At 42.0% G+C, this 25,023-nt stretch carries 24 protein-coding genes; 9 read left to right on the top strand and 15 right to left on the bottom strand.

Annotated features, from left to right (window positions below):
• From nikC to mutY, 8 genes are all read right to left on the bottom strand, one after another.
• On the bottom strand, positions 1-903 hold the full coding sequence (nikC, locus tag CF394_RS15215) for a nickel transporter permease (protein ID WP_094944785.1): 903 nt from the start codon (positions 901-903) through the stop codon (positions 1-3).
• A gap of 15 nt (positions 904-918) precedes the next feature.
• On the bottom strand, positions 919-1,923 hold the full coding sequence (locus CF394_RS15210; RefSeq protein WP_094944783.1) for an ABC transporter permease: 1,005 nt from the start codon (positions 1,921-1,923) through the stop codon (positions 919-921).
• An 87-nt stretch (positions 1,924-2,010) separates the two neighbouring features.
• Positions 2,011-3,645, bottom strand: coding sequence for an ABC transporter substrate-binding protein (locus tag CF394_RS15205; protein ID WP_094944781.1), 1,635 nt, complete (start codon positions 3,643-3,645; stop codon positions 2,011-2,013).
• A gap of 14 nt (positions 3,646-3,659) precedes the next feature.
• The gene (locus tag CF394_RS15200) at positions 3,660-4,649 is read right to left on the bottom strand and encodes an ABC transporter ATP-binding protein (RefSeq protein ID WP_094944780.1); all 990 of its coding nucleotides are present in this window, start codon (positions 4,647-4,649) and stop codon (positions 3,660-3,662) included.
• Entirely contained in the window at positions 4,624-5,643 is a 1,020-nt protein-coding gene (locus tag CF394_RS15195; RefSeq protein ID WP_094944779.1) for an ABC transporter ATP-binding protein, read from the bottom strand. The genes CF394_RS15200 and CF394_RS15195 overlap by 26 nt, the downstream gene beginning before the upstream one ends.
• Before the next feature lie 155 nt (positions 5,644-5,798).
• Positions 5,799-7,544 carry an ABC transporter ATP-binding protein gene (locus CF394_RS15190; RefSeq protein ID WP_094944777.1) on the bottom strand — a complete coding sequence of 582 codons (1,746 nt, stop codon included), beginning with the start codon at positions 7,542-7,544 and terminating at the stop codon, positions 5,799-5,801.
• 57 nt (positions 7,545-7,601) lie between these two features.
• Positions 7,602-8,147: a nucleoside tri-diphosphate phosphatase gene (gene ntdP, locus CF394_RS15185; protein WP_094944775.1), complete on the bottom strand. Its 546-nt coding sequence runs from the start codon at positions 8,145-8,147 to the stop codon at positions 7,602-7,604.
• 99 nt (positions 8,148-8,246) lie between these two features.
• A complete protein-coding gene (gene mutY, locus CF394_RS15180) occupies positions 8,247-9,293 on the bottom strand; it encodes an A/G-specific adenine glycosylase (RefSeq protein WP_094944773.1) in 1,047 nt (348 codons plus the stop codon).
• A 119-nt stretch (positions 9,294-9,412) separates the two neighbouring features.
• On the opposite strand from mutY, the gene CF394_RS15175 reads away from it, so the two are divergent.
• Positions 9,413-10,393: a metal-dependent hydrolase gene (locus CF394_RS15175; protein WP_094944771.1), complete on the top strand. Its 981-nt coding sequence runs from the start codon at positions 9,413-9,415 to the stop codon at positions 10,391-10,393.
• A gap of 36 nt (positions 10,394-10,429) precedes the next feature.
• On the opposite strand, the gene CF394_RS15170 is transcribed toward CF394_RS15175, so the two are convergent.
• Positions 10,430-10,747 (bottom strand): YfhH family protein, encoded by a 318-nt coding sequence (locus CF394_RS15170; RefSeq protein WP_094944769.1) that lies wholly within the window; start codon positions 10,745-10,747, stop codon positions 10,430-10,432.
• Positions 10,740-11,546 (bottom strand): recombination regulator RecX, encoded by an 807-nt coding sequence (recX, locus tag CF394_RS15165; RefSeq protein WP_207761748.1) that lies wholly within the window; start codon positions 11,544-11,546, stop codon positions 10,740-10,742. Before recX ends, CF394_RS15170 begins: the two co-directional genes overlap by 8 nt.
• 79 nt (positions 11,547-11,625) lie before the next feature.
• Between recX and CF394_RS15160 the strand changes: the two genes are divergently transcribed.
• From CF394_RS15160 to rlmD, 3 genes are read left to right on the top strand one after another with little or no spacing between them, the layout of a single operon-like run.
• Entirely contained in the window at positions 11,626-12,525 is a 900-nt protein-coding gene (locus tag CF394_RS15160) for a TIGR01777 family oxidoreductase (RefSeq protein WP_094944765.1), read from the top strand.
• Positions 12,526-12,569: 44 nt separating this feature from the next.
• Entirely contained in the window at positions 12,570-12,803 is a 234-nt protein-coding gene (locus tag CF394_RS15155) for a polysaccharide deacetylase family protein (protein ID WP_243370933.1), read from the top strand.
• Positions 12,804-12,852: 49 nt separating this feature from the next.
• Positions 12,853-14,226 carry a 23S rRNA (uracil(1939)-C(5))-methyltransferase RlmD gene (gene rlmD / locus CF394_RS15150; protein WP_094944763.1) on the top strand — a complete coding sequence of 458 codons (1,374 nt, stop codon included), beginning with the start codon at positions 12,853-12,855 and terminating at the stop codon, positions 14,224-14,226.
• Positions 14,227-14,259: 33 nt separating this feature from the next.
• Here rlmD and CF394_RS15145 read toward each other — a convergent pair whose 3' ends face one another.
• Positions 14,260-15,417, bottom strand: a complete 1,158-nt coding sequence (locus tag CF394_RS15145) for an MFS transporter (RefSeq protein ID WP_094944761.1) — start codon at positions 15,415-15,417, stop codon at positions 14,260-14,262.
• A gap of 371 nt (positions 15,418-15,788) precedes the next feature.
• On the opposite strand from CF394_RS15145, the gene CF394_RS15140 reads away from it, so the two are divergent.
• From CF394_RS15140 to CF394_RS15130, 3 genes are all read left to right on the top strand, one after another.
• The gene (locus CF394_RS15140; RefSeq protein ID WP_094944759.1) at positions 15,789-15,974 is read left to right on the top strand and encodes an SE1561 family protein; all 186 of its coding nucleotides are present in this window, start codon (positions 15,789-15,791) and stop codon (positions 15,972-15,974) included.
• Positions 15,975-16,045: 71 nt separating this feature from the next.
• Positions 16,046-17,575, top strand: coding sequence for a fumarate hydratase (locus CF394_RS15135; protein WP_094944757.1), 1,530 nt, complete (start codon positions 16,046-16,048; stop codon positions 17,573-17,575).
• A gap of 94 nt (positions 17,576-17,669) precedes the next feature.
• Entirely contained in the window at positions 17,670-19,550 is a 1,881-nt protein-coding gene (locus CF394_RS15130) for a heavy metal translocating P-type ATPase (RefSeq protein WP_094944806.1), read from the top strand.
• Between the two features lie 22 nt (positions 19,551-19,572).
• Here the strand turns inward: CF394_RS15130 and CF394_RS15125 are convergent, their stop codons facing one another.
• Positions 19,573-20,478 carry a YihY/virulence factor BrkB family protein gene (locus CF394_RS15125; protein ID WP_094944804.1) on the bottom strand — a complete coding sequence of 302 codons (906 nt, stop codon included), beginning with the start codon at positions 20,476-20,478 and terminating at the stop codon, positions 19,573-19,575.
• Between the two features lie 86 nt (positions 20,479-20,564).
• On the bottom strand, positions 20,565-21,020 hold the full coding sequence (locus tag CF394_RS15120; RefSeq protein WP_094944755.1) for a YtxH domain-containing protein: 456 nt from the start codon (positions 21,018-21,020) through the stop codon (positions 20,565-20,567).
• A 199-nt stretch (positions 21,021-21,219) separates the two neighbouring features.
• Between CF394_RS15120 and CF394_RS15115 the strand changes: the two genes are divergently transcribed.
• Positions 21,220-22,572 (top strand): alanine/glycine:cation symporter family protein, encoded by a 1,353-nt coding sequence (locus CF394_RS15115; RefSeq protein WP_094944753.1) that lies wholly within the window; start codon positions 21,220-21,222, stop codon positions 22,570-22,572.
• Between the two features lie 65 nt (positions 22,573-22,637).
• Entirely contained in the window at positions 22,638-22,859 is a 222-nt protein-coding gene (locus CF394_RS15110) for a DUF1128 domain-containing protein (protein WP_094944751.1), read from the top strand.
• Between the two features lie 43 nt (positions 22,860-22,902).
• Here CF394_RS15110 and CF394_RS15105 read toward each other — a convergent pair whose 3' ends face one another.
• Both CF394_RS15105 and CF394_RS15100 read right to left on the bottom strand, forming a co-directional pair.
• Entirely contained in the window at positions 22,903-23,814 is a 912-nt protein-coding gene (locus CF394_RS15105; protein WP_094944749.1) for a pseudouridine-5'-phosphate glycosidase, read from the bottom strand.
• 2 nt (positions 23,815-23,816) lie between these two features.
• Complete coding sequence (locus tag CF394_RS15100) at positions 23,817-24,908, bottom strand: PfkB family carbohydrate kinase (protein ID WP_094944747.1); 1,092 nt, start codon at positions 24,906-24,908, stop codon at positions 23,817-23,819.
• Between the last annotated feature and the right edge of the window lie 115 nt (positions 24,909-25,023).

Below are 25,023 nucleotides of genomic sequence, written 5' to 3'. Positions count from 1 at the left end.
TTATGTTTTCATTTTTGGATCTAACGCGTCACGCAGTCCGTCACCCATCAAGTTAAAACCTAATACTGTCAACATGATAGCAACGCCTGGGAAGATCATCGTCCAAGGAGCATTTCGTAAATAGTTTCGCGCATCTGCTAGCATTTTCCCCCACTCTGGTGCAGGAGCTTGAGCTCCTAGACCTAGGAATCCTAATGCAGCAGCTTCAATAATAGCCGATGCAATCGCAAGCGTACCTGCGACAATTACAGGAGCTAAGGAGTTCGGCAAGATGTGAGACAGCAAGATTCGGAAGTCTTTCATGCCGATTGCACGTGCTGATGTGATGTACTCCTCTTGTTTGACCGTCAACACCTTAGAACGAATCAAGCGCCCAAAGTTCGGTATATTGATGATAGCAATCGCAATCAATGCATTCACAAGAGATGGCCCAAGAACAGAAACTACTGCGATAGCAAGTAAGATACTTGGGAATGCCAACATGATGTCAAAGATACGAGAAATAATCGTATCTACCCATTTACCGTAATACCCCGCAATAATTCCAAGCGCACTACCAACTACAACTGAGCCGATAACCGAGAAGAAACCGACCCCTAATGAGATACGTGCTCCTAAAATGACACGTGAGAAGATATCTCGACCAAAATCATCAGTACCAAACCAATACTGACTGGAAGGTGCCTTCAGTCGTTCCGTCAATTTTTGATCATTGATGCCTTCTGGGGCAATCCATGTACCGAAGATCGCTAGAAAAATAAAGAAGAAGACAATAACGCTTCCGACAAGCGCTATCTTATTCTTTCTAAAGTTCTTCCATGCGTCACGCCATGGTCCTGCTTCTTGTTCTACTACCACTTCCTGCTCAGCAGGAACTAAATTCTTTGGATCTGGATTCGACATGATACATCCTCCTTCCTAGTCGTATTTGATTCGTGGATCGATAAGTCCATATAAAATATCTACTATTAGATTGATCATGACGAAGATAAAGGCAATGATCAAAATACCAGACTGTATAACTGGATAGTCACGGAATTGAATCGCTTCATAGACGTAACGTCCGATCCCTGGCCATGAGAAAATTGTCTCTGTCAAAATGGCGCCACCAAGTAATAGCCCCATTTGAAGACCGATTACCGTCAATACTGGAATCACGGCATTTTTTAGAGCGTGTTTGTACACGACCCAAAACATCTTTTGTCCTTTAGCACGCGCTGTACGGATATAATCCGAGCGCATCACTTCGAGCATACTCGAACGAGTCATACGAGCAATGATTGCCATCGGAATTGTGGCAAGGGCAATACCAGGTAAGATTAAATGTTTTAATACGGTGCCAAGCTGATCAAACCGGCCTTGTAATATAGTATCAAGTATGTAGAAACCAGTTTGTGGTGAGATTGGGTTTCGGACATCTTCACGACCGGATGTTGGTAACCATCCTAGCTCAATGGCAAAAATCCATTGTTCCATCAGACCTAACCAAAAGATTGGCATTGAGACCCCAACAAGCGCCAGTACCATTGCCGTATAATCAAACCAAGAATTCTGGAACCACGCTGAAATAATCCCTGCATTTACTCCAATAATGACAGCAATTAAAATAGCGAAAAATGCAAGTTCAAAAGTTGCCGCTAGATAAGGCCATACTTCTTGTGCTACAGGTTGTGCCGTACGTAAAGATTCTCCTAGATTCCCTTGGAACAACCCTCCGAGGTATTCAAAGTATTGAATATACCAGGGATTATCTAATCCGAGCTTTGCTCGTAATGCTTCGACTGCTTCTTTTGAAGCCAACTGTCCTAAGATGACTTGAGCAGGATCTCCGGGAATTGCACGTATGATCATAAATACTACGAATGTCATGCCGAGCAAAACTGGGATTAATTGTAATAAGCGTCTACCAATATAATTGACCACGCTCTTCACCTCTTCCCCTTTGATAAACAAACCTTTATTCAAAAAAAGAGAGGGAAATCTCGAAGATTTCCCTCTTCTCTCAGCATCTTATTCGAAGTCAACATTATGCAGTTTGTCAGATCCAGTTGGATGTGGTGCAAATCCAGTGATTTCTGCTTTACCTGCAAGTAATGGTGTAGAGTGAGCAAGTGGAACCCAAGGTGCATCCTCATGAATGATTTCTTGAGCTTGCATATACAACTCATTGCGTTTTGCTTCGTCAACTTCAGATTGTGCTGCGATTAAAAGTTCATGTAAGTCTTCGTTGTCATAGTATGTGTAGTTGTTACTTCCGATGTTGTCTCCATCAAGAAGAACGTATAGGAAGTTGTCAGCATCTCCGTTATCGCCTGTCCAACCTAACATGAAGGCATCTGCTTCTCCGTTACGTGCTTTTTCAAGGTAAGTAGCCCACTCGAATGACACGATTTCAGCTGTGATTCCTACATCAGCAAGGTTTTTCTGCATAACTTCAGCAACCTTCATACCATCTGGCATGTAAGGACGTGGTACTGGCATTGCCCATAGTTCCATCTCAAATCCATCAGCAAGTCCTGCTTCAGCAAGTAGTTCTTTTGCTTTTTCAGGGTTGTAGTCATAGCCTTCAATTTGATCGTTGTATCCAGAGATACTTGGTGGCATTGGGTTCACAGCCACTTCTGCACGACCTTCGAAGAATGCGTCTACGATAGCTTGTTTGTCAATTGCATGGTTCATTGCTTGACGAACTAATTTGTTGTCAAACGGAGGACGCGTGTTTGTTAAACCTAGGTATCCAACGTTCATGGAAGGACGCTCAAACAATTGAAGTGCTGCGTCACCTTCAATAGAAGCAGAATCAGATGGATTTACACCATCAGCTAGGTCGATCTCACCTGTAAGTAATGCGTTTAGACGAGCCGAGTTATCCGGAATAGCGCGGAACACAACGCGGTCTAACTTCGGATACCCCTCTTGCCAGTAATCTTCAAATTTCTCAATTGTAATAGAATCGTTACGCTTCCACTCAACAAATTTGAATGGACCTGTACCAACTGGGTTGTCACCGAAAGAATCGCCAGCTGCTTCAAATGCTGTTGGTGATCCCATACCGAATGGGCTCATTGCGATATTTTTCAAGAATGGTGCTTGTGGGCGTTTCAATTTGAATGTAACTGTATACTCGTCGTCAGCAGTTACAGATTCGATTACGTGCCCTTCTTCATCACCGAAACCACCAAACATAGATTTGTAGTAGTAGTACTTGTCAGCAGTTCCTGCAGACCAGCGCTCAAAGTTAGCCACTACAGCTTCTGCATTGAAGTCTGTGCCATCGTGGAACTTAACGCCTTCTTCTAGCATGAATGTGTAAGTAAGACCATCTTCAGAAACTGTCCACTCTTTTGCTAGACCAGGGTTAATCGTAGTATCTTGTTCTCCAAAGTTTACAAGTGTCTCGAATACGTTTTGAGTAACTTTAAATGATTCACCATCTGTTACTGAGATTGGATCCAAGTTAACTGAGTCTCCACCACGACCAAAGATTAATACTTTTGGTTCTCCAGAGCTTTCGGAATTGCCTTCTGTGTTGCCGTCTTCTCCATTACCTTCTGAGCTCTCGTTTTCTGAACTACATGCAGCTAAGAACAACATGGCAATCAGACCGAAGAATAACAGGAACGACCAAATTTTCTTATTTCTCATTAAGACCCCTCCACTTAATTTTTATCTATCATGTCCGCATCATATAAATGACACGCAACATAATGACCTGCTTTGATTTCCTCTAGTTGAGGAACGACTTGCTTACAACGGTCCATAGCAAATGGACAGCGTGTATGGAATGTGCATCCACTTGGTGGATTTGAAGGGCTCGGAATGTCCCCTTCTAACAAAATCTCTTCCCGGGTAAAATTTGGATCCGGGACAGGAACTGCAGATAGCAAGGCTTTGGTGTAAGGGTGAAGCGGTTCTGCGTAAAGATTCTCACTCGACGCAAGCTCGACCATCTTCCCTAGATACATCACACCTACACGGTCACTTATATGACGAACGACACCTAAGTCATGCGCAATAAAGATATAAGTAAGCTTTAGTTCGCGTTGCAACTTTTGCATCAAGTTCAATACTTGCGCTTGAATCGATACATCTAGCGCTGAGACTGGCTCATCTGCAATGATAAGTTTCGGATTCGTCATTAATGCACGAGCAATTCCAATTCGCTGTCTCTGCCCGCCACTAAATTGGTGTGGATAGCGTTTCGCGTGATAGCTGCTGAGACCTACAATTTCTAGAAAGTCACGAACCATCTTCTTTCGTGATTTTGTGTCCCCGATGTTGTGCACAATAAGAGGCTCCATCAAGATCTTTTCTACGGTATGTCTTGGGTTTAAAGACGCATACGGATCTTGGAACACCATTTGAATTTCCCTGCGAGCCTTACGCATCTCTTGTGGAGATAATTTTGTCAGCTCTTGGCCATTAAATGTTACGGTTCCTTCTGTTGGTTCTAGTAAACGCATTAGCATGCGGCCTGTAGTAGACTTTCCGCAGCCAGATTCTCCAACAATCCCTAACGTCTCTCCTTCATTCACATAAAAGGATACATCGTCTACTGCTTTTACATGACCCGTCGTTTTCCCGAAGAGACCATTTTTCACCGGAAAATACTTTTTCAGTCCTTCAACTTTCAACAATGGCTCTGTCATGTGCCGCTACCTCCTCTGGATCATATAAAAAGCATCGTGTCTTATGATCAGGTGCTGTTTGATAAAGCGGAGGTGATTCCACCGTGCATCGCCCGAACACTTCAGAACAACGCGCTGCAAATCGGCAGCCTTCTTTGATGGAGCCAGGCTTTGGAACATTTCCAGGAATCGAGTACAAGGATTGTTTTTTAAATCGCATATCGGGTACTGACGCAAGCAAGCCTTTTGTGTATGGATGTTGTGGATTCGTAAAGATTCGCTCCACCGGCCCTTCTTCAACCACTTTTCCTGCATACATGACCACAACACGTTCACACGTTTCTGCAACCACACCTAAGTCATGCGTAATCAAGATAATCGCAGTGTTTAGTCGCGTATTTAAATCTTTCATAAGTTTTAAAATTTGTGCTTGAATCGTGACATCCAGTGCCGTAGTCGGTTCATCAGCAATCAATACTTTCGGATCACAAACGAGCGCCATAGCAATCATCACTCGTTGTCGCATACCCCCTGAGAGTTGATGCGGATAATCTTTCATCAACTCTTCAGCGCGCGGAAGCCCGACTAGCTTCAGCATTTCTATAGAGCGTGCTTGGGCTTGTTTTTTAGACCAGCCCTTTTTATGTAAAAGTACAGCTTCCATCATCTGACTTCCGATGGTAAAGAGCGGGTTTAGAGACGTCATAGGTTCTTGAAAGATCATAGCAATTTCATTCCCACGAATCTGACGCATTTGTTTTTCGTTATAGGTTGTAATGTCGTTCCCGTTATAAAGGATTTCACCAGAAGTGATTTTTCCTGGTGGTGAAGGGATAAGTCCCATGACCGATAGGGATGTTACGCTCTTTCCACTTCCTGATTCTCCTACTATCCCAAGAATTTCACCTTCTCGAACCTCGAAGTCTACAAAGTCCACAGAAGGAATAACACCATCATCTGTGAAGAAAGATGTCTGCAGGTTTTTAACCTCTAGCACTGCTTTACGATTTGTCATGATGTGCCCCTCTCCACTATTCTGAAAATTCGTTTTAGAGTGAATTTTATGTAAGTATAATTTTACACATCTTCGGCTTACTTGCAATCTCTTTTTTTCACTAAAGAACATAAAAAAACAGCAAATCCTTTCGTTATGAAGGATTTGCTGTGTATCTAATTTTCTAATTGTTGTACTTGGAAGAGATTGTAATAGGCACCTTGGGCCATCATAAGCTCCGAGTGTGTCCCAGATTCTGTAATTTGACCGTGTTCCACTACTAAGATTTGATCAGCATGAGTAATCGTTGATAATCGGTGTGCCACAATGAGTGTCGTGCGGTCTTTTGCAAGTCTCTCAAGTGAATCTTGAATGAGTGCTTCACTCTCTAAATCAAGAGCAGATGTGGCTTCATCCAGAACTAAAATACGCGGATCTTTTAAAAATACTCGTGCTATAGCAATCCGTTGTTTCTGACCACCTGATAGTTTGACGCCTCTCTCACCAACTGTAGTGTCGTAGCCATTCGGTAATCCCATGATGAAGTCATGAGCATTGGCCGCTTTGGCAGCTGCGATGATTTCCTCATCACTAGCTTTTGGATTTCCCATCGCGATATTCATTTTGATTGAGTCACTAAACAATAATGTATCTTGAAGCACAAGACCAATTTGTTTACGAAGAGACTCAATGGTTACATCTCGAATATCTTGATTATCCAGACGAATGGAGCCATCAGTTACATCATAAAAGCGAGGAAGTAGACTGATGATGGTGGATTTCCCGCCTCCACTCATCCCTACAAAAGCAACCGTTTGTCCAGGCTTAATATCGAAGTTGATACCTCTTAAGACGGGTTCTCCTTGTTCTTCGTATTGGAAATAAACGTCTTTAAAAGTTAATCCTCCATTTACACGGCCTACCGGCTTGGCAGTAGGGCGATTTTGGACTTCATATCCCTCATCCATCAACTCGAACATTCGGTCCATAGAGGCTACTGCCTGTGTTAGCGTTGTTGAAGAGTTAACTAGACGGCGAAGTGGGCTGTAAAGACGTTCGATATAGGCAACAAATGCCGCCATTGTACCTACTGAGAGGTTTCCCGTAATGGCTTCATAACCTGCATAAGCTATAACGAGTAATGGCGCTACATCTGTGATCGTATTTACGACTGCAAACGCTTTGGCATTCCACTTTGTCTGGTCGATTGCTTTATCTAAGAACTCCCCATTGGCTTCGTCGAAGTTCTTTTGTTCGTGCGACTCTAAAGTAAACGTCTTGATGACGCTCATTCCTTGAACGCGTTCATGCAAATAACTCTGTACCCCAGCAAGTGCCTGCGAACGTTGTCGCGTGAGGTCTCGAAGACGCCCGAAGAAAAACTTTACGCTGAATGCATAGAACGGAAAAGCAATCAAAGTCACTATTGTCAGCTTCACGTTAAGGGTCAACATGATTCCAATAGCTATTAAAATAGTGGCAAGGTCCAACCACACATTCATTAGTCCGATGACGACAAAGTTTTTGGTCTGCTCCACGTCATTGATCACTCGAGAAATCACTTCACCAGCACGTGTGTTAGCGTAATATTTCAAACTCAGTTTTTGTAAATGATCAAACAATTGCTCCCGAATATCAAACAAAATTTTGTTACTGACATATTGAGCGAGGTACTGTCTATAATATTCAATTGGTGGCCGAACGAGGAAAAACACAAGGGCAGTCCCACCTATCCAGTAGAACAATTGACGAAGTTTTTCAGCCTCCGTCATATCTCCTCCGATAATGTCATCAATTACAATTTTGATGAGAATAGGAATAAATAAAGGAATTGCAAACTTAACGATTCCTATTAAGATTGTCACAATGATTTGCCAGTTATAGGGCTTTACAAATTGCATGTAGCGTCGAATTACTCCCATAGCTTCCTCCTTCTTTTTATAGGCAAGACGAAACCTGTTGCGGCGATCGCAACAGGTTTATTCGGTCTTTTGAATATCCTTATGGAATTGATAACGTGCCGTCCACGCATCAATGAAATCAGGAGCGAACGGTCCTTTCTTTTGCTGAATCCATTGTTTTAACGTCTGGATTGTTCGCTTAAGAATAATATCAATTTCTTGTGGATAATTCATTTCCTTTTTGTGCTGTTCGTACTCATCTTCGTCCAGAAGAGTATAGGACTGATCAGGAAACACTTTCATGTCCAGATCATAATCAATATACTTCAGCATCCGGTCCTCGTAGACAAATGGCGAACTCAAGTTGATGTAATAATACACCCCATCTTCACGCAACATACAAATAATATTAAACCAATATTCCGCATGGTAGTAACAGATAGACGGTTCTCTTGTAACCCAGGTCCGGCCATCTGATTCTGTCACTAAGGTACGGTCGTTCGCAGCAATGACAATGTTTTTAGTCCCTTTAAGTACCATTGTCTCATGCCAGACACGATGAATATTGCCATTATGCTTGTAGCTGTGAATCTGGATCATTTCTCCTTCCAACGGAATGGTCATGATGTAGCCACCTTCTCCAATGACAAGCTGAAAAACCTATCTATTTTATATGTGATGTTACACATTATAACAATACTAGAAGGAAAAAAGTAGTATCAGCTAATTTTCTAAAGATCTGTCAACTCGAAGGCGCATCATTTTCTGTACAGGAACGGGTAGTGGTAGCTTGGCAAGCTCTTCTTCTGTCACCCACTGACCCAGCTGAGCGTTCTCTTTTTGCTCCACTTTCCCTTGGAAAACCTGGATATCCCAAGTCAAATGACTAAACTTATGCGTGACTTCCCCAATGGACTCTACATCAATCCATGTGATGCCATAACGCTCTTGCCACGACGTATCTGTCGCTTCGATGAGAGGGAACTGCCACATTTTCGCGAGAAGCCCTTCTCCTCGTTGCTCTACCAACCACTTCCCATCTGCTCTTTGCAACAAGTAGGCAGAGTATGTGATTTTTTTCACTTTCGTTTTTTTACTTTTAATAGGAAGAGAGTCCGTTTTGCCTTCTTCAAATGCACGGCATTCTTCTCGAACAGGACAAAGCAGACACTTCGGTTTTTGGGGAGTACAGATCAGAGCTCCAAGTTCCATCAGTCCTTGATTGAAAGATGACGCATCTTCCGGATCGATGAGTAACGTGACGAGCTGTTCGAATGTTTTGCGTGTCTTCGGTAAGGCGATGTCTTCTTCGATTGCGTACAGACGACTTAGCACACGCATGACGTTGCCATCCACTGCGTGCTCCGGCTTGCCATATGCGATACTGAGAATGGCTCCTGCTGTATAAGGTCCGATTCCTCGAATACTGCTTATTTCTTCTCTTGTCTCCGGTACTTTGGCTTGATATTCTTCAATCACTTCACGAACACCATGTTGTAAGTTTCTCGCGCGGGAGTAATAGCCAAGACCTTCCCAAAGCTTTAGTAGGTCTCCTTCTTCTGCCGCAGCCAAGTGTTGCATCGTGGGAAATGCTTGAATAAAACGTTCAAAATAAGGAATGACTGTATCCACACGTGTTTGCTGAAGCATGACTTCTGAAATCCATATATGGTAAGGGTCCCTAGAATGACGCCACGGTAAATCTCGTTTTTCTTCTCTATACCAATTCACCAGTTCGCGACGGATGAAATTTGTTTTTGTTTCACTCATATCTCGTTGTCCTCTCGGATTAGATTCTTTTAGAAAAGGGTAAAGTCATTGTGCTAGGAATCTTATTCATTTTCTTATATTCTAGTAACAATCCATTTATAAAGGAGGGTGACGTTTGCATGGACACTGGTACACACATCGTGATGGGAATAGCCCTCGGAGGATTGGCAACAATTGATCCGGTCGTCGCAAACCACTCTATTACATTTACAGCCGTACTCGCAGGAACGATTATTGGGTCACAAGCACCCGATATTGACACTGTCTTAAAACTTCGAAATAATGCCGTCTATATTCGTCATCACAGAGGTGCTACTCATTCTATTCCTGCTGTAGTAACTTGGCCTCTGTTGATAACACTAGGATTAAGCATCATTTTTCCATCAGCAGACATGCTACATGTATGGTTGTGGACTTTCTTAGCTGTATTCCTACATGTCTTTGTAGATATATTCAATTCATACGGAACACAAGCGTTACGCCCCATTTCAAACCAATGGGTCGCGCTTGGCGTGATCAACACATTTGATCCAATTATTTTCGGTATCCACGTCATCGGACTTTTGATATGGGCGCTCGGAGCAGATCCTGTTCCTACATTTTTAGTTATGTACGGAATTATAGTGGTCTACTATATCGTGAGGTTCCAAGTGCAGAACGCGGTTCGTCATGCGGTTAAACTAAAAATCCCGAAAGCTGAGCGGATCATCATCGCACCAACGATGCGCTTTTACCAATGGCGCATTGCAGCGATTGACGGCAACCATTATTATGTGGGACGAGCTTATGGCCGGAATATCACCATCTACGATAAGTTTGAACGCCAACCACTTCCAGAAGATCCAGTTGTAAGAGCCGCTTTAAAAGATAAAAACATTGATGCCTTCTTATCGTTTTCGCCGCTCTATCGCTGGGAAATTACACGTCATGATGGAATTCATGAAGTCCGCTTCATAGACCTTCGCTACCGAAGCAACGATTACTATCCCTTCGTAGCGGTTGCCCACCTTGATGACGACCTTGAAATCGTTAACTCATACACAGGTTGGATTTTTAGTGAAGATAAACTTCATAAAAAGCTGGACTTCAATTTAGATTGACTGTTCATTAAAATAACCTCTAGCCTTAGCTAGAGGTTATTTAATTGCTTTCAAGAGTGCTATAGGTAAAGCTTCTTCGTAACGTTCTCCGCCTAACCTATGGCCCCACGCAAATCGTCCTTTTAGATAATCCACTTTGAAGTAAACACCAGGATCGCCCTCTATACTGTAAAGTTCGCCAGGAACAATGGTAGTAGGATCCAATAAATATGACTGGGCCATCGTGGCTTTTCTTTCATAAACTGCATACTCGTTTACGATGCCTAGTTGCTCCGCTTTTCTTGCTTTTTCTTTTAGGTTAGCCACTTCTTGACGAAGCTCTTCAGGTGTCATCTGACTATATTTCTTATCCATCTTCTTGCTCCTTCTGCTCTATAAATGCATCAATTATATCTAGCGGAAACCCTTTTCCATAGAGCTGTTGTTTAACTTTTTGACGTCTTTCTCTTCCCGAATACTTGCTAGACGCTTTTATCCACGCCTTTTCTCCTTGATCAGCTAACTTGTCGGCCCATCCGTCCGTTTCAAACTCGTCTTCAAGCCTTTGAATAACGGTCTTTCCGATTTGGAATGGAAAACCTTTTCGTGCCAGTAGATCTTGAATCTTCTTTTTTTGTTGGGAAGGTGTAAGACGTGCTGAACTTCGCAGTACTTTCTCTGCAAGTGCCATTGCGACTTCTAGTTGCTCTTGTTCCGTATACCCTTCGAGCGTCTGTTGCCTCGTCTCTTCATCGATGCCTTTTTGTTTCAAGGACTGGCGAATTGCATTTGGTCCTTTTTTCGATGAATTTTTCTCTGTAGATAGCAAAGCTTTAGAGAATGCTTCATCATTTATATAATTGTAGTCATGAAGTTTTTTTATAGCTTCTAACGCTACTGCTTCTCCGTATCCTACATCTAATAGCTTTTTCTTCACTTCCTGCTCGCTTCGCATCCGGTAGCTCAAATAGTTCAGAGCCGCACTGAATGCTTTGCGGACCTCGTCCTCGTAAATCATGTCGTCCATCTCAAAGTCGACAAGAACTTTCCCTTTCGTCAACTGGTGTTGAATCAACACGCTTTCATCTACACTGAACGCATAGGCTTCATCTAAGTAGATATTGTAGCGATCTAGATTTTTCTTCTGTCTTGTAATTTTTGTAATGACAGGCATAAAGATCAGCTCCTTTGGTTCAGTTACGAGATTTTCGGGTACCTTCTATAGTATCATACTAAAAAAAGGAGGTCATTTCATGAAGATTGCTATCACAGGTGGAACCGGTTTTGTAGGAAAAGAACTGACAAACCTTTTGCTTTCACAAGGACATCAGGTTTACATACTGACGCGTTCAGATAAAAAAAGTGACTCAGCAGTTACGTATGTGAAATGGTTGACCGATGGAGCAGCACCAGAGACTCAATTAGAAGGCATTGACGGCATCGTCAATTTAGCCGGCACTTCCATTAATGAAGGCCGATGGACAGACGAGCAAAAAAAGAAAATCTACGAGAGTCGGATGCAAGCTACAGATGAAGTATTACGAATTATCGGTGCTCTGGAAGTGAAACCACGAGTTTTAGTGAACGCCTCTGCCGTTGGTATTTATCCAACTTCAAAACACAAGACCTATACAGAGCAGTCTTCTGAACGAGCAGATGACTTTTTGGCTAAAACTGTAGAAGATTGGGAAGCAAAGGCAAAAACAGCTGAACAGTACGGGGTACGAGTTGCGTACGGACGTTTTGGTGTTATCTTAGGGAAAGATGAAGGAGCACTACCTCTCATGGCACTACCTTATAAACTCTTTGTCGGTGGCAAAGTAGGATCAGGTAAACAGTGGCTCTCTTGGGTGCATGTCAAAGATGTCGCAAATGCTTTATACTTCGCGTTGACTACTGATGAATTGACAGGAGCTTTTAATGTAACGGCACCACGTCCACTTCGTAATGACGACTTCGGTCGTGTATTAGGAAATGTGTTGCATCGCCCTCATCTTGTCCCTGTGCCAGGAGTCGCGTTAAAAGCAGCATTAGGTGAAAAGAGTCAGTTAGTTTTGGAAGGGCAACAAGTGATTCCTGAAGTCCTCCTTCAGCATGGCTTCCACTTTGAGTTCCCTACTGCTCAAGAAGCTTTAAAAAACATTTATGGATAATAGACCTTTTTATACACACACTCTTTGAAAAAGGGTGTGTTTTTTTGCGTAGCATCGTGGACTTGCATGCCGACAGACGTCGAGGTACCAATGTTGTAGTTAAGGAACTTCTAGATCAGTTACACCCTGGAGCTATCATCTTGCTCCATACCGTAACGCAAGATAATGCGGAGGCTCTGCCACTATTCATTCAAGAAGCTAAAAAGCGAGGATATCACTTTGGGGAATTAGAAGAATTGCGCAAACAATCGGTGAATACACCCATCCCTTTTCATTGACTTCCACTGTCCTGTATAATGAGGACATACTAAGAAGGACGTGAAGCGTATGAACGAACAAGTAACTATCAAAGAAGGACAAGAATTCCCACTCACCATCAAACGACTTGGAATCAATGGTGAAGGCGTAGGTTTCTTTAAGAAACATGTGGTCTTTGTTCCAGGAGCACTTCCAGGTGAAGTCATCACAGCACACGTGACCGATGTACAACGAAAGTTTGCAACAGCCAAAATCAAACAGATCCGAGAAGCTTCTGAAGATCGCATAACCCCACCATGCCCAGTCTATGAAACATGTGGAGGCTGTCAACTACAGCATATGACCTATCCTCGCCAGTTGGTTGAAAAGAGAGATATCGTCTTGCAAGCACTCGAACGTTATTCACCAGACGTTTCTGCAGAGCTAGTAAAACCAACTATCGGTATGGATGACCCATGGTATTACCGCAATAAGAGCCAGTTCCAAGTGCGCAAAAAAGGTAACAAAGTACTTGCGGGTCTTTTTGCTGCAGGTTCAAATTTCCTTGTAGATATCGACAAATGTCTCGTACAGCATCCCGATACAACGGCTATCACAAACCAAATCAAAGCGTTCATCGAAGATAAAGGCATCCCTGTATACGACGACAAAGACCCACAAGGCATCATGCGCTCTATCGTCGTGCGAAAAGGAATTGAAACTGGACAACTTCAAGTGACGTTAATCACTACAAAGAAAAAGTTCCCTCATAAAGAAGAACTGACACAAGCTATTGTCCAGATGAGTCCAGACATCGTATCAATCAGCCAAAACATCAATGCAGATCGTTCTAGCTTAATTTTCGGTGAAACAACATTTAATCTATGGGGTAAAGAGACGATGATTGAAAAGCTGGATAGTCTAGTCTTCGATCTTTCTGCTCGTGCGTTCTTCCAGTTAAACCCGGTTCAAACTGTGCATCTGTATAATGAAATTAAGAAGGCAGCACATCTTACAGGCACTGAAAATGTCGTGGATGCTTATTGTGGCGTGGGAACAATAGGCCTGTGGCTTGCTGGGGATGCAAAAGAAGTTCGTGGAATGGACATTGTGCCAGAAGCAGTTTCTGATGCGAAGAAAAATGCTTCTCGCAATCAGCGGAAAAACACTCAATTTGTAGTGGGAACTCCTGAAGAATGGGTGACTAAATGGCAAAAAGAAGGCTTCACTGTCGACGTTTTAACGGCGGATCCACCGCGCACAGGACTAGATAGTGAACTGATGGATGTAGTCCTTCGCACAAAACCAAAACGTTTTGTTTATACTTCTTGTAACCCGTCAACACTAGCTAAAGATTTGGCACGCCTTACTAAGAAATATGAAGTACGTTCTATCCAACCGGTGGATATGTTCCCTCAAACTTCTCAGATTGAGTGTGTAGTAGAACTTGAACTGAAGAGCTAAGAAAAAGACCTTGCACAGAAATGTGCAAGGTCTTTATTCGTTTAGAGCCACTGGCTTTCGGAGTGCAATAGTCAGCATGATGACAGTCAAAAGACCGGAAACCAACCACAAATAACTGATGGATGAAGTAAACTGTAAAAACAGCCCTCCTGCAAATGGTCCTGTCAAGGAACCCACGCTAAATGCAATCCCACATAACAAATTCCCAGTTGGCAAAAGAGCCTTGGGTGTTAGATCCGTCATATAGGCGATTCCCAATGAAAACATCGATCCTACAAAGATGCCGGCAATAAAGAATGCTGCAATGATAGCAAGAACCGATGACTCAAAGATGCCCCCGACAAAGAATGACAAGGCTCCACCAGTCAATAGCACAATCAACATCGGTCTGCGTCCAAACTTATCACTCAAGATACCTAGTGGCAATTGAGATACTACGCCCCCTATCGAGAATGCTGCTAATATGACCGACACATTAGCTACTTCAATTCCCTGCCGTAAACTATAAACCGGGAAAATAGCATGAAGACTCGATTCTAAAAATCCATAGCTCAGTGGTGGTAAGAACGCCACCCACGCTAGAGCAAATGACGCTTTGAATCGACCTGCAGATGAAAGAGTTCGAGTTGTATAGGTTTCCGGGAAATCGTTTTTTAGCAAAAATACAAAGATCCATGCCAAGAAACACATCGCTGATGAAACAACAAAAGGCAATCCTTCATGAACTGAAACAAGCGGAACTAGTAACGGTCCGATAGCAAACCCTAGACCGAATGACAAACCATAAAGTGCAATGTTCTTTCCGAGCCGACTTGGGTCTGATGTACTCGTGATCCATGTTTGCGTTGAAAAATGGAGTGCATGATCTCCAATCCCAATAAAAAGACGAAGAATAAACCAAAAAATGACACTTTTCCAAAGAGGGAATAAAGCGAGGGAGACAATCACTAAAATGCCTCCCGCCAAGATGATGGGCTTGTATCCCCACTTTCTTAGCGGAGCCTCCATGAACGGAGATATCAGCAAGGTTCCTATATATAGACCCGTTGCACTCAGGCCATTCAATGTCGCATTGATTCCATCCTGTTCAAATATGATGGAAATCAGCGGTAACAGCATTCCTTGTGAAAATCCTGAAATAGCTACTATTAGTACTAAAATATAAAATCGTTGTTTTGTTGAAATTGCCACTACTGCCGCCTCTTTCTTGAACAATCACTCCCCTTAGTCTATCAAAATCCATAGTCTCCGTATACAACAAAAGACCTCAGCAGTCTGCATCACTGCTAAGGTCTTTTATACGTCTTTACCTACCTTATTCTGTTTCATAACTGCATTTTACGGCTACTATAAAGCCGGTGAAATGTCTGAACCGCCTCCTTACGTTGTTGGTTTCCGACAGGTTCACTACGGCCTCCTTCCTAGTAGAGATTACAGTAACTTTAACACACTATAAAAATTATGTAAATATTCAAAATAAATAAATTATTAAAACACTTCTATGTTCCTATCTTTTTGCCAACGATTCGGGTATAGTATAAGTGCTGAAGGAGGTGTCTCATATGGGAAATCAAGTAACCAATCAAGAACAACAGGTAGTTTATTTGAAAGAACGCTTGAATATGTTCTTACAAGTCCTTGACTCAATTGAGCCCGAATCGACGAAAGTAGAAGATATTGACCGCTTAATTCACATGATGGATGATTTAGAATTAAAGTTAGATCAATTCAAAAAAACGAAAGAGTAGCCCAGCTACTCTTTTTTTCATGGTGTTAGAGGAGTATACTTAGAGTATAAAATGACTAAGGGAGAATTTGCATGTACATAGAAAACCTAGAAAAAAGTATTTACAACTTGATTACAGAAACAAGCACCAACCTACCAAAAGACGTGCGACGTGCCATTGCAAAAGCAAAACAAGCTGAAAATGCTGGAACACGCGCCGCAATGAGTTTGGATACGATTGCAAACAACATTCAAATGGCTGATGACAACGTATCCCCTATTTGCCAAGATACCGGTCTTCCTACTTTTAAGATCAAGACTCCTATCGGCGTCAATCAACTAGAAATCAAAGAAGCTATTAAACGTGCTATCACAGCTGCAACTGCTGACGCAAAGCTTCGTCCAAACTCCGTAGATTCACTTACTGGAGAAAACAGCGGCGATAACTTAGGTGCCGGTGTTCCTGTAATGAAATTTGAGCAATGGGAAAACGACTATATTGAGATGAAGCTAATCCTTAAAGGTGGCGGCTGTGAAAACAAAAATATTCAGTACAGCCTTCCTACTGAACTTGAAGGTCTTGGCCGTGCAGGTCGTGATCTTGATGGTATTCGTAAATGTATCCTTCACTCGGTCTACCAGGCACAAGGACAAGGCTGTTCAGCTGGTTTTATCGGAGTGGGAATCGGCGGAGACCGCTCTTCAGGTTACGATTTAGCGAAAGAGCAACTATTCCGCTCTGTTGACGATGTCAATCCACATGCACAATTAGCAGAACTGGAAGCTTATATTGTTGAAAAGGCAAACACACTGGGTATTGGGACAATGGGCTTTGGTGGCGAAGCGACTTTGCTAGGCTGTAAGATCGGTGTCATGCACCGAATTCCTGCAAGTTTCTACGTATCTGTAGCGTATAACTGCTGGGCTTACCGTCGTATGGCTATCGATATTTCGCCAGAGACAGGTGAGATCCATAACTGGCATTACCAAGAAGGCGAAAAAATCGAATTCAACCAACAAGATACAATCGAGGAAGAAGTCAAAGAAGTCATTCGTCTTGAGGCTCCGATTACAGAAGAAAAAATTCGTTCCCTAAAAGTAGGAGATGTCGTATCCATTTCTGGCCGTATGTATACAGGACGAGACGCTATTCACCACCACTTGATGAGTCACGATGCGCCTGTTGATTTAAATGGGCAGATCATTTACCACTGCGGACCTGTTATGCAAAAAGACGCAGAAGGCAATTGGCATGTTCGTGCAGCTGGCCCTACTACATCGATTCGCGAAGAGCCTTACCAAGGCGATATCATGAAGAAGTTTGGCATTCGCGCCGTAATCGGTAAAGGCGGAATGGGACCTAAAACGCTTGCCGCTTTAGAAGAACATGGCGGAGTTTATTTGAATGCTATCGGTGGAGCTGCTCAGTACTACGCAGACTGCATCAAAGGCGTAGACGGAGTAGATCTCATGGAATTTGGGATTCCAGAAGCGATGTGGCATTTGCGTGTAGAAGATTTCACAGCAGTCGTTACTATGGATTCTCATGGAAACAGTTTGCATGCTGACGTTGACAAATCCTCTTTAGAGAAACTGGCACTTCATAAAGAACGTGTATTTTAACTAACAAATTGGGATTTTCATTTTTGAAAATCCCTTTTGTTGCACTTTTTCTTATTTATAATTATTATAAAGTAAGAATTAATTTAAAGGGGTGCTGTTGACTGTGTTGAGCCGAGTTCTTCCTCATATTGAATTGATAAATGCTTTGACATCTGGAGTTCTAATACTAGTCGGTTGGGCTTTAAGCAAAAATGGATTCACCACCGCTTCAGTGGTTGTCTTCCTGTTTGCATTTGTAATTGGTGGCTTTTTCAAAGCAAAAGAAGGCCTTGAAAAAACTATTAATGAGAGAAAGTTGAATGTTGAGCTTCTGATGATTTTAGCAGCTATCGGTTCCTCAATCATCGGGTACTGGGCAGAAGGAGCTGTATTGATCTTTATCTTCGCTCTCAGTGGCGCTTTAGAAACGTATACGATGAACAAAAGTAAAAAAGAAATTGCAGCTCTCGTCAATATGCAGCCTGATGAGGCATGGAAATTGGATGAGCACAACCAAGCACAGTTAGTATCTGTCGATTCCTTAAAAGTTGGCGATCGTTTACGGATCAAACCAGGCGAGAAAATTCCAGCTGATGCTGTCATCATTGAAGGCTCCTCTTCTATTGATGAATCTGCCATTTCTGGTGAACCGATTCCTGTATTGAAGCAGCTTAATGATGCTATTTTTGCAGGCACAGTTAATGGCAGTGGTGCGTTGGTTGTAAAAGTGACGAAAGAAAATGCTGATTCCTTATTCCAGAAAATCATTTCTCTAGTACAAGCAGCACAAAATGAAAAGTCCCCTTCTCAACAATTTATCGAGCGTTTTGAAGGAACTTATGTCAAAACCGTCCTTGTGACAGTAGCCATCTTGTTATTTTTGCCTCATTACGTTCTCGGTTGGGACTGGTCAACTACGTTTTATCGGGCCATGGTCTTCTTAGTAGTAGCCTCTCCATGTGCGGTGGTCGCATCTATAATGCCTGCCACTCTTGCTTCCATTTCAAATGGAGCCCGTCACGGCATTCTATTTAAAGGTGGCAGTCACTTAGAGAGTCTGACAAAATTAACAGCTATCGCTTTTGATAAGACAGGTACGCTTACCCAAGGAAAGCCTGTTGTGACTGACTTTATTGTGCGCCCTGATGTGGACCGCAATCATGCATTACACATCGTAGCTTCTATCGAGGATAAATCGAATCATCCATTGGCTGTAGCCATTACTCAATATGCCAAAGAGCAAGGGATTCGTCCAGATATGCAAGTTCAAGTTGAAGATGTAGCAGGTTTCGGGATGATCGGAACAACTGAAGGTCACTCTTATAAAATCGGTAAACCTGATTTTGTAGGTAGAGACGAGGCGTTCGCATTTCATGATTGCATTGCCCCTACCCTTGCCTCACAAGGAAAAACCGTCACGTATATTCGAGATGAACAAGGCATCGTAGCACTTATTGCTTTAAAGGATCAAGTTCGTGAAGAAGCAAAACAAACTATCGCTGCACTAAAGCAATTAGGCATCACTACTATCATGTTGACAGGTGACAATGCGAAGACGGCGGAAACGATCGCTAAAGAAGCTGGTATTGATCGTTTTGTAGCAGAATGCCTACCTGAAACCAAAGTAGAGCATCTAAAAGAACTGAAAAAGGACTTTCCTTTCGTCGGGATGGTGGGAGACGGAATTAATGATGCTCCTGCATTAGCTACTGCAACAACAGGTTTTGCTATGGGAGATGGTACCGACGTGGCACTTGAAACGGCGGATGTGGTTCTCATGAAAAATGAACTAACAAAGATTGCTTATGCCGTTCAGCTTTCTCGCAAAATGCAGCGTATCGTAAAACAGAACTTAGTATTTTCTGTAGCTGTCATTGCTGTGCTGATCGTATCAAATTTCTTGCAAGTCGTGAACTTACCGCTTGGGGTTATTGGTCACGAGGGTTCAACCATTTTGGTGATTCTAAATGGTTTGCGAATGCTACAAAAAGTCTAAAAAAACAGGTTGAGCAATTTGCTCAACCTGTTTTTTGCGATTCAAGACGTTCTTTTCTTTCTTGCATGACGGCATTGATTTGTCCACCAATCATAAGAAGTGTACCCGAGAAGTAGAGCCACATCATTAACACAATGATAGCACCTAAACTTCCATATGTAGCGGTGTAATTCGCAAAATTACTTACGTAAAATGAAAATCCTAACGATACTAGAATCCAGCCAAGAGTGGCAAAGACTCCCCCAGGTATCACACTTTTCAAATACAATTTTTGATTCGGAACAATCCAATAAAGTGCTGTTAAAACAACAAATATAATTAAAGGTGGAATCGTGAATCTTATACTATTCCAAACAGTTAAAAACACTCCATCTAATCCGAAAATAGAAAATAAGAATACTCCTATTTGTTCACCAAAGACCGGCAGTAAGAGCGCGATGACAAACAATCCAATAATCAAGATAGTAAAGACTACAGACAGTGCTCTTACAATAAAGAATGGTCGAGTCTCTTCCAAACCATAAGATTTGTTCAAAGATTTCACAATAGCATTAACACCATTTGATGCTGACCATATAGTCCCTAATAATCCAATAGATAGTAAGCCACCATTCCTGTTCTGCAGAACATCTGTTAAGGTCCCTTCTATCAAACTATAAACATCAGCTGGAGCATAATTTCTTAAAAACTGAAAAATTTGATCTTCAGGGAGATTTAGATAAGGCAACAAAGTCACCATAAAAATTAATAATGGAAAGAGTGAAAGTAAAAAGAAGAAAGCCAATTGGGCACCTAGAGCTGTCACATCTGAATTTTTAATGTGTTGGAGTAAATCTTGGAAGAATCCTTTCCAAGTTGTAGAATCATAGGATTCTGGCGTTCTCTTCTTTTTACTGTTTCCAAATTGCAAAAATTTGAGTTTCTCCATCCAGCTAGGTTTTTTTGCAGGCGCATCTGACTCTTCCCTATTCGGTTGTCGTAAACTATCTTCCACCTGCATCACATCCTTATGAATTAGCTGTTCTTTTTTTCGTCTTCACCGTACTTTTCTGCATATTCTGGTGTCTGCTGTTGCATATGTGGATCATGAGACGTCTCTTGTTCTTGTAATGTCTCATTTGAATTATCTGAAATGATTTCTTTATATTCTTCTTTAGAGCTTGAGAAAGTATTTTTAGTCTCAGAGAGAAGTGTTGATACTTGTGGAGCAATTTGTTTTACTTCATTCACTTGAGAACTTAGATACTGAGCGTCATGTGATAATTTTTCGTAAAGAGCTTTATAATGATTAATTTTCGTTTCTAAATCATGCTTCAAAACTTCACGATTGTCGTTATAAAAGCGTGCACGTTCGTTTGCTGAGCGAGCGCGTGTCTTCATAACTTCACGAGTTTGACGATCCAACAGACTAATTAATGCCCCTGCTAGTGCTCCATATAAAATACCTTTTGAAAATTTACTTTGTCCCATTTTAACGCCTCCAAATCATATAGTTGGTTCATAATATAGTCTATTATACCCTTCTCCTTTTTCATTGAAACGATGGATTTTAAAAATTTATCTTGACTCAAGTGCAGAATTTTATGAATATTAATAATATGCAAGACATTACTGTATAAGGAGGATCGTTTTATTTCGTGTAAGTAGAGACATATAAAGGGGGAGACATATGGACGCGATTTATAAAGTGTTAGGTGCCATCTCTGACGTTGTTTGGGGACCACCACTACTGATTTTAATTGTTGGTACAGGTATTTATTTAACTTTTCGTCTTGGACTCGTACAAATTCTTATGTTACCGGCAGCTTTAAAACAAACATTTTCTAAAAAACATGATAAAACAGCGGAAGGAGACATCTCCCAGTTCCAGGCACTCACTACTGCTTTAGCAGCGACGGTAGGAACGGGGAACATCGTCGGTGTAGCAACTGCCATCGTTCTAGGTGGACCAGGAGCTGTATTCTGGATGTGGCTATCTGCCGTATTTGGAATGGCAACAAAGTATGGTGAAGCTGTACTAGCTGTAAAATATCGTGTGAAAGACGCGAATGGTGAAATGGCTGGCGGGCCTATGTATTACTTGGAACACGGATTAAAACAAAAATGGTTAGCTGTTCTTTTTGCTATATTCGGTGCGCTTGCAGCATTCGGTATCGGGAATGGAACACAATCTAACTCCGTAGCAAATGTTGTAAACGATACTTTTGGAATTGCTAACTGGGTTACTGGATTAGTGTTGATGATTTTCGCAGCGCTAGTCATTATCGGAGGAATTAAGTCAATCGGTAAAGTAACTGCTGTATTCGTTCCAGTCATGGCTGTGTTCTATGTATTTGGTGGACTACTTGTCATGATCATGAACATCACAGAAGTTCCTGGTGCTGTTATGACTATTCTTGAAATGGCCTTTTCTACAGAAGCTGCAGCAGGTGGAGCAATTGGTGCTGCTATTCGTTACGGGGTTGCTCGTGGAGTGTTCTCGAATGAAGCAGGTCTTGGTTCTGCTCCAATCGCGGCTGCAGCAGCGAAAACGGATCTTCCTGGTCGTCAAGGATTGATTTCCATGACACAGGTATTCTTTGACACTATCATCATCTGTTCAATTACCGGAATCACAATCGTTATGTCTGGACTTTATACGGATGCGACATCTGATACTGCAGGAACATTGACTTCAGATGCATTTGGTTTCTTCCTAGGAGATATCGGACCAATTATCGTAGCCGTAGGTCTTGTCTTCTTCGCATCCTCTACTATTTTAGGATGGGCTTATTACGGAGAAAAATGTTTCCAATACCTATTTAAAAATCCTTCATTACTAATTGTTTATCGTGTACTATTCATCGCAATGGTATTCGTAGGGTCTGTAGTTTCTCTAGACTTGATCTGGACATTCTCAGATGTAGCAAACGGTATGATGGCCATTCCAAACTTAATTGGATTACTCGGACTATCGGGTGTCATCGCTTATGAAACGAAACAGATTCGCGAAAAATTAAAGGCAGAAAAAGCACAAGGTTAATCTCTATTGACAACCAGGATTGAGCATGAAATGATAGATGGATGAATGAGAAAGGCGGTACGAGTATGGACCTCAATCAACCATCGAAAGAAAATGTCACGTTCATGATCAATGCAATTAAAGATAAATTACGAATGGTCAACGTAGATGCTATGAAAGCTGAAGATTTTACAGCTTCTGCATATGAAGATCTTTGTTATCTCTATGAAATGGTTTCAAAACGAGATTCGTTCAGTCCTAGTGAGATGCAAGCTATTGCATCAGAGCTTGGTAATTTGCGCAAGTAAAAAACACGGTTTCTCAAAAGAGGAACCGTGTTTTTATTAGGAATTATTTAGCTGCGTAAGCTTTTGCAATTGCTGCCCCTACACGAGCATTGTTCATTACTAGAGCAATATTAGCTTCTAGAGATTTCCCATCAGTTAATTCTTTTACTTTACCAAGAAGGAATGGAGTCACGTCTTTTCCTTTTACCCCTTGCTCTTCAGCTTGTCGGAGTGCATCTTCAATGATCGCTGTAATTTCTGCTTCTTCTAGAGAGGATTCATCTGGAATAGGATTTGCAATAACAGCTCCTCCTTGCAGTCCCATCTCCCATTTCACGTGTAACATATCCGCTACTTCTTGAGGAGTATCTACACGGAAGTTCGATGCAAACTGGCTTGTTGCAGAATAGAATGCTGGGAACGCATCGGTTCCATAGCCTACTACTGGTACTCCTTTTGTTTCTAAATATTCAAGAGTCAACCCGATGTCGAGGATAGACTTTGCACCCGCACAAATTACGGCTACATTTGTTTGAGACAACTCTTCTAGGTCAGCAGAGATATCCATTGTTGTTTCTGCACCACGGTGAACTCCTCCAATACCACCAGTTACGAAGACAGCAATGCCTGCAAGCTCTGCACAGATCATTGTTGTAGCAACTGTTGTTGCGCCAATTTCTTTAGAAGAAAGCACATAGGCTAAATCACGACGAGATGTTTTACGAACGTTTTTACTTGTTGCTAACAATTCTAAGTCCTCATCAGTAAGACCGATTTTAATACGACCATCCATTAGTGCGATAGTAGCTGGAACAGCTCCATTTTCACGAATAACTTGCTCCACTTCTTTTGCCATTTGAACGTTTTCTGGGTACGGCATTCCGTGTGAGATGATTGTTGATTCTAATGCTACAACAGGTAGCCCCTGTTCTAATGCTTGTTGTACCTCGACTGTGTAATCTAATAAATGTTTCATTGTTATTCCTCCAGTTCATTTTGTAGTTGTGTGGCTGAGAGTTCTGGTCTAACTGTAAAAGGTGATTCAAGTGTCTTAGTAGCATTCATGCGCCCAGCCTCAAGTGCGGCGTGGATGTCTTGCGTCTCCATCCATTTATGCAGAGTAGCAGCGACAAATGAATCTCCCGCACCCGTCACATCTTTTACTTCCCTCGGCTGTAACGCTTCCATCCAGTGCAATTTCCCTTGCTCTAAGTACGAGAAGCCTTTCTCTCCTTCTGTAATGACTGTATGAAGGAAGCCTTTATCACGTAAGGCTTGATGGGCTGCAATACGATTTTCATTCGTTGTAAACGTGATACCCGTTACAAGTTCTGCCTCTCCTTTGTTACAGAAGATCCAATCCGCTTGCACTGTTCCTTCAGGAAGATTTTTCATCTTGGGTGCAGATACAGGTACAATAGCTACTGGCACTGAGAAACGACTGCACTGTTGAAGGATAGCTGCAACCGCTTGTTGGGCTATATTCAAATCGATAATGACAAGACCTGCCGCCCGGAATACCTTCTCTTGACTCATCACCCACTCGGCATCGAGTAATCGGTAGATCTCCATATCTGCTAGAGCGAGTTGCATCTCACCTTCATGATCTAAAATTGCGGTGTAGGCACCCGTTCGCTCTTGATCACTGCGGAGACAATGGTTCATATCTACCCACTCATGAGTCTTATCAAATATAAATTCATATTCTAAGTCATACCCAGCGGCACTCATTAGTTTTACGTCATGTCCAAGTCGCCCAAGATTTTCGGCAATGTTTCGAGCCACCCCCCCTGCCGTTTGATAGCTAGTGACAGGATTGGACGTCTGAAACACCAAATCTTGCTTAACGACCATCTTGCGGTCAATATTCATTCCACCAAAGACAACAACCGGCCTTGATTCGGCCAGTACATATGCTCTACCTTTAATAACTCCAGCTTTCGTTAAACCAGATATTAAATTTGCTATAGAAGGCCTTGATAATTGAAGCTGTTCTGCTAATTCTTGTTGACTTGCATAGGGATTTCTTTTGATTAATTCGAGGAGCTGATGTTCTTTTTCTGTTAGCATTTTTTCACCACCCTTTTTAAACTTATGTTTAAAATATAAACTATTGTTTAAATTAATGCAAGTGTTAGTTGAAATTCTATTCAATGTTTAATTAAATTAAATTATTGTGATTGCA

Origin of the sequence: Tetzosporium hominis, assembly GCF_002265435.1 — a bacterium.
Taxonomy (GTDB): Bacteria; Bacillota; Bacilli; order Bacillales_A; family Planococcaceae; genus Chryseomicrobium; species Chryseomicrobium hominis.
Note: the sequence above shows the minus strand (reverse complement) of the source record. Positions and strands in the feature narration are given on the sequence as shown.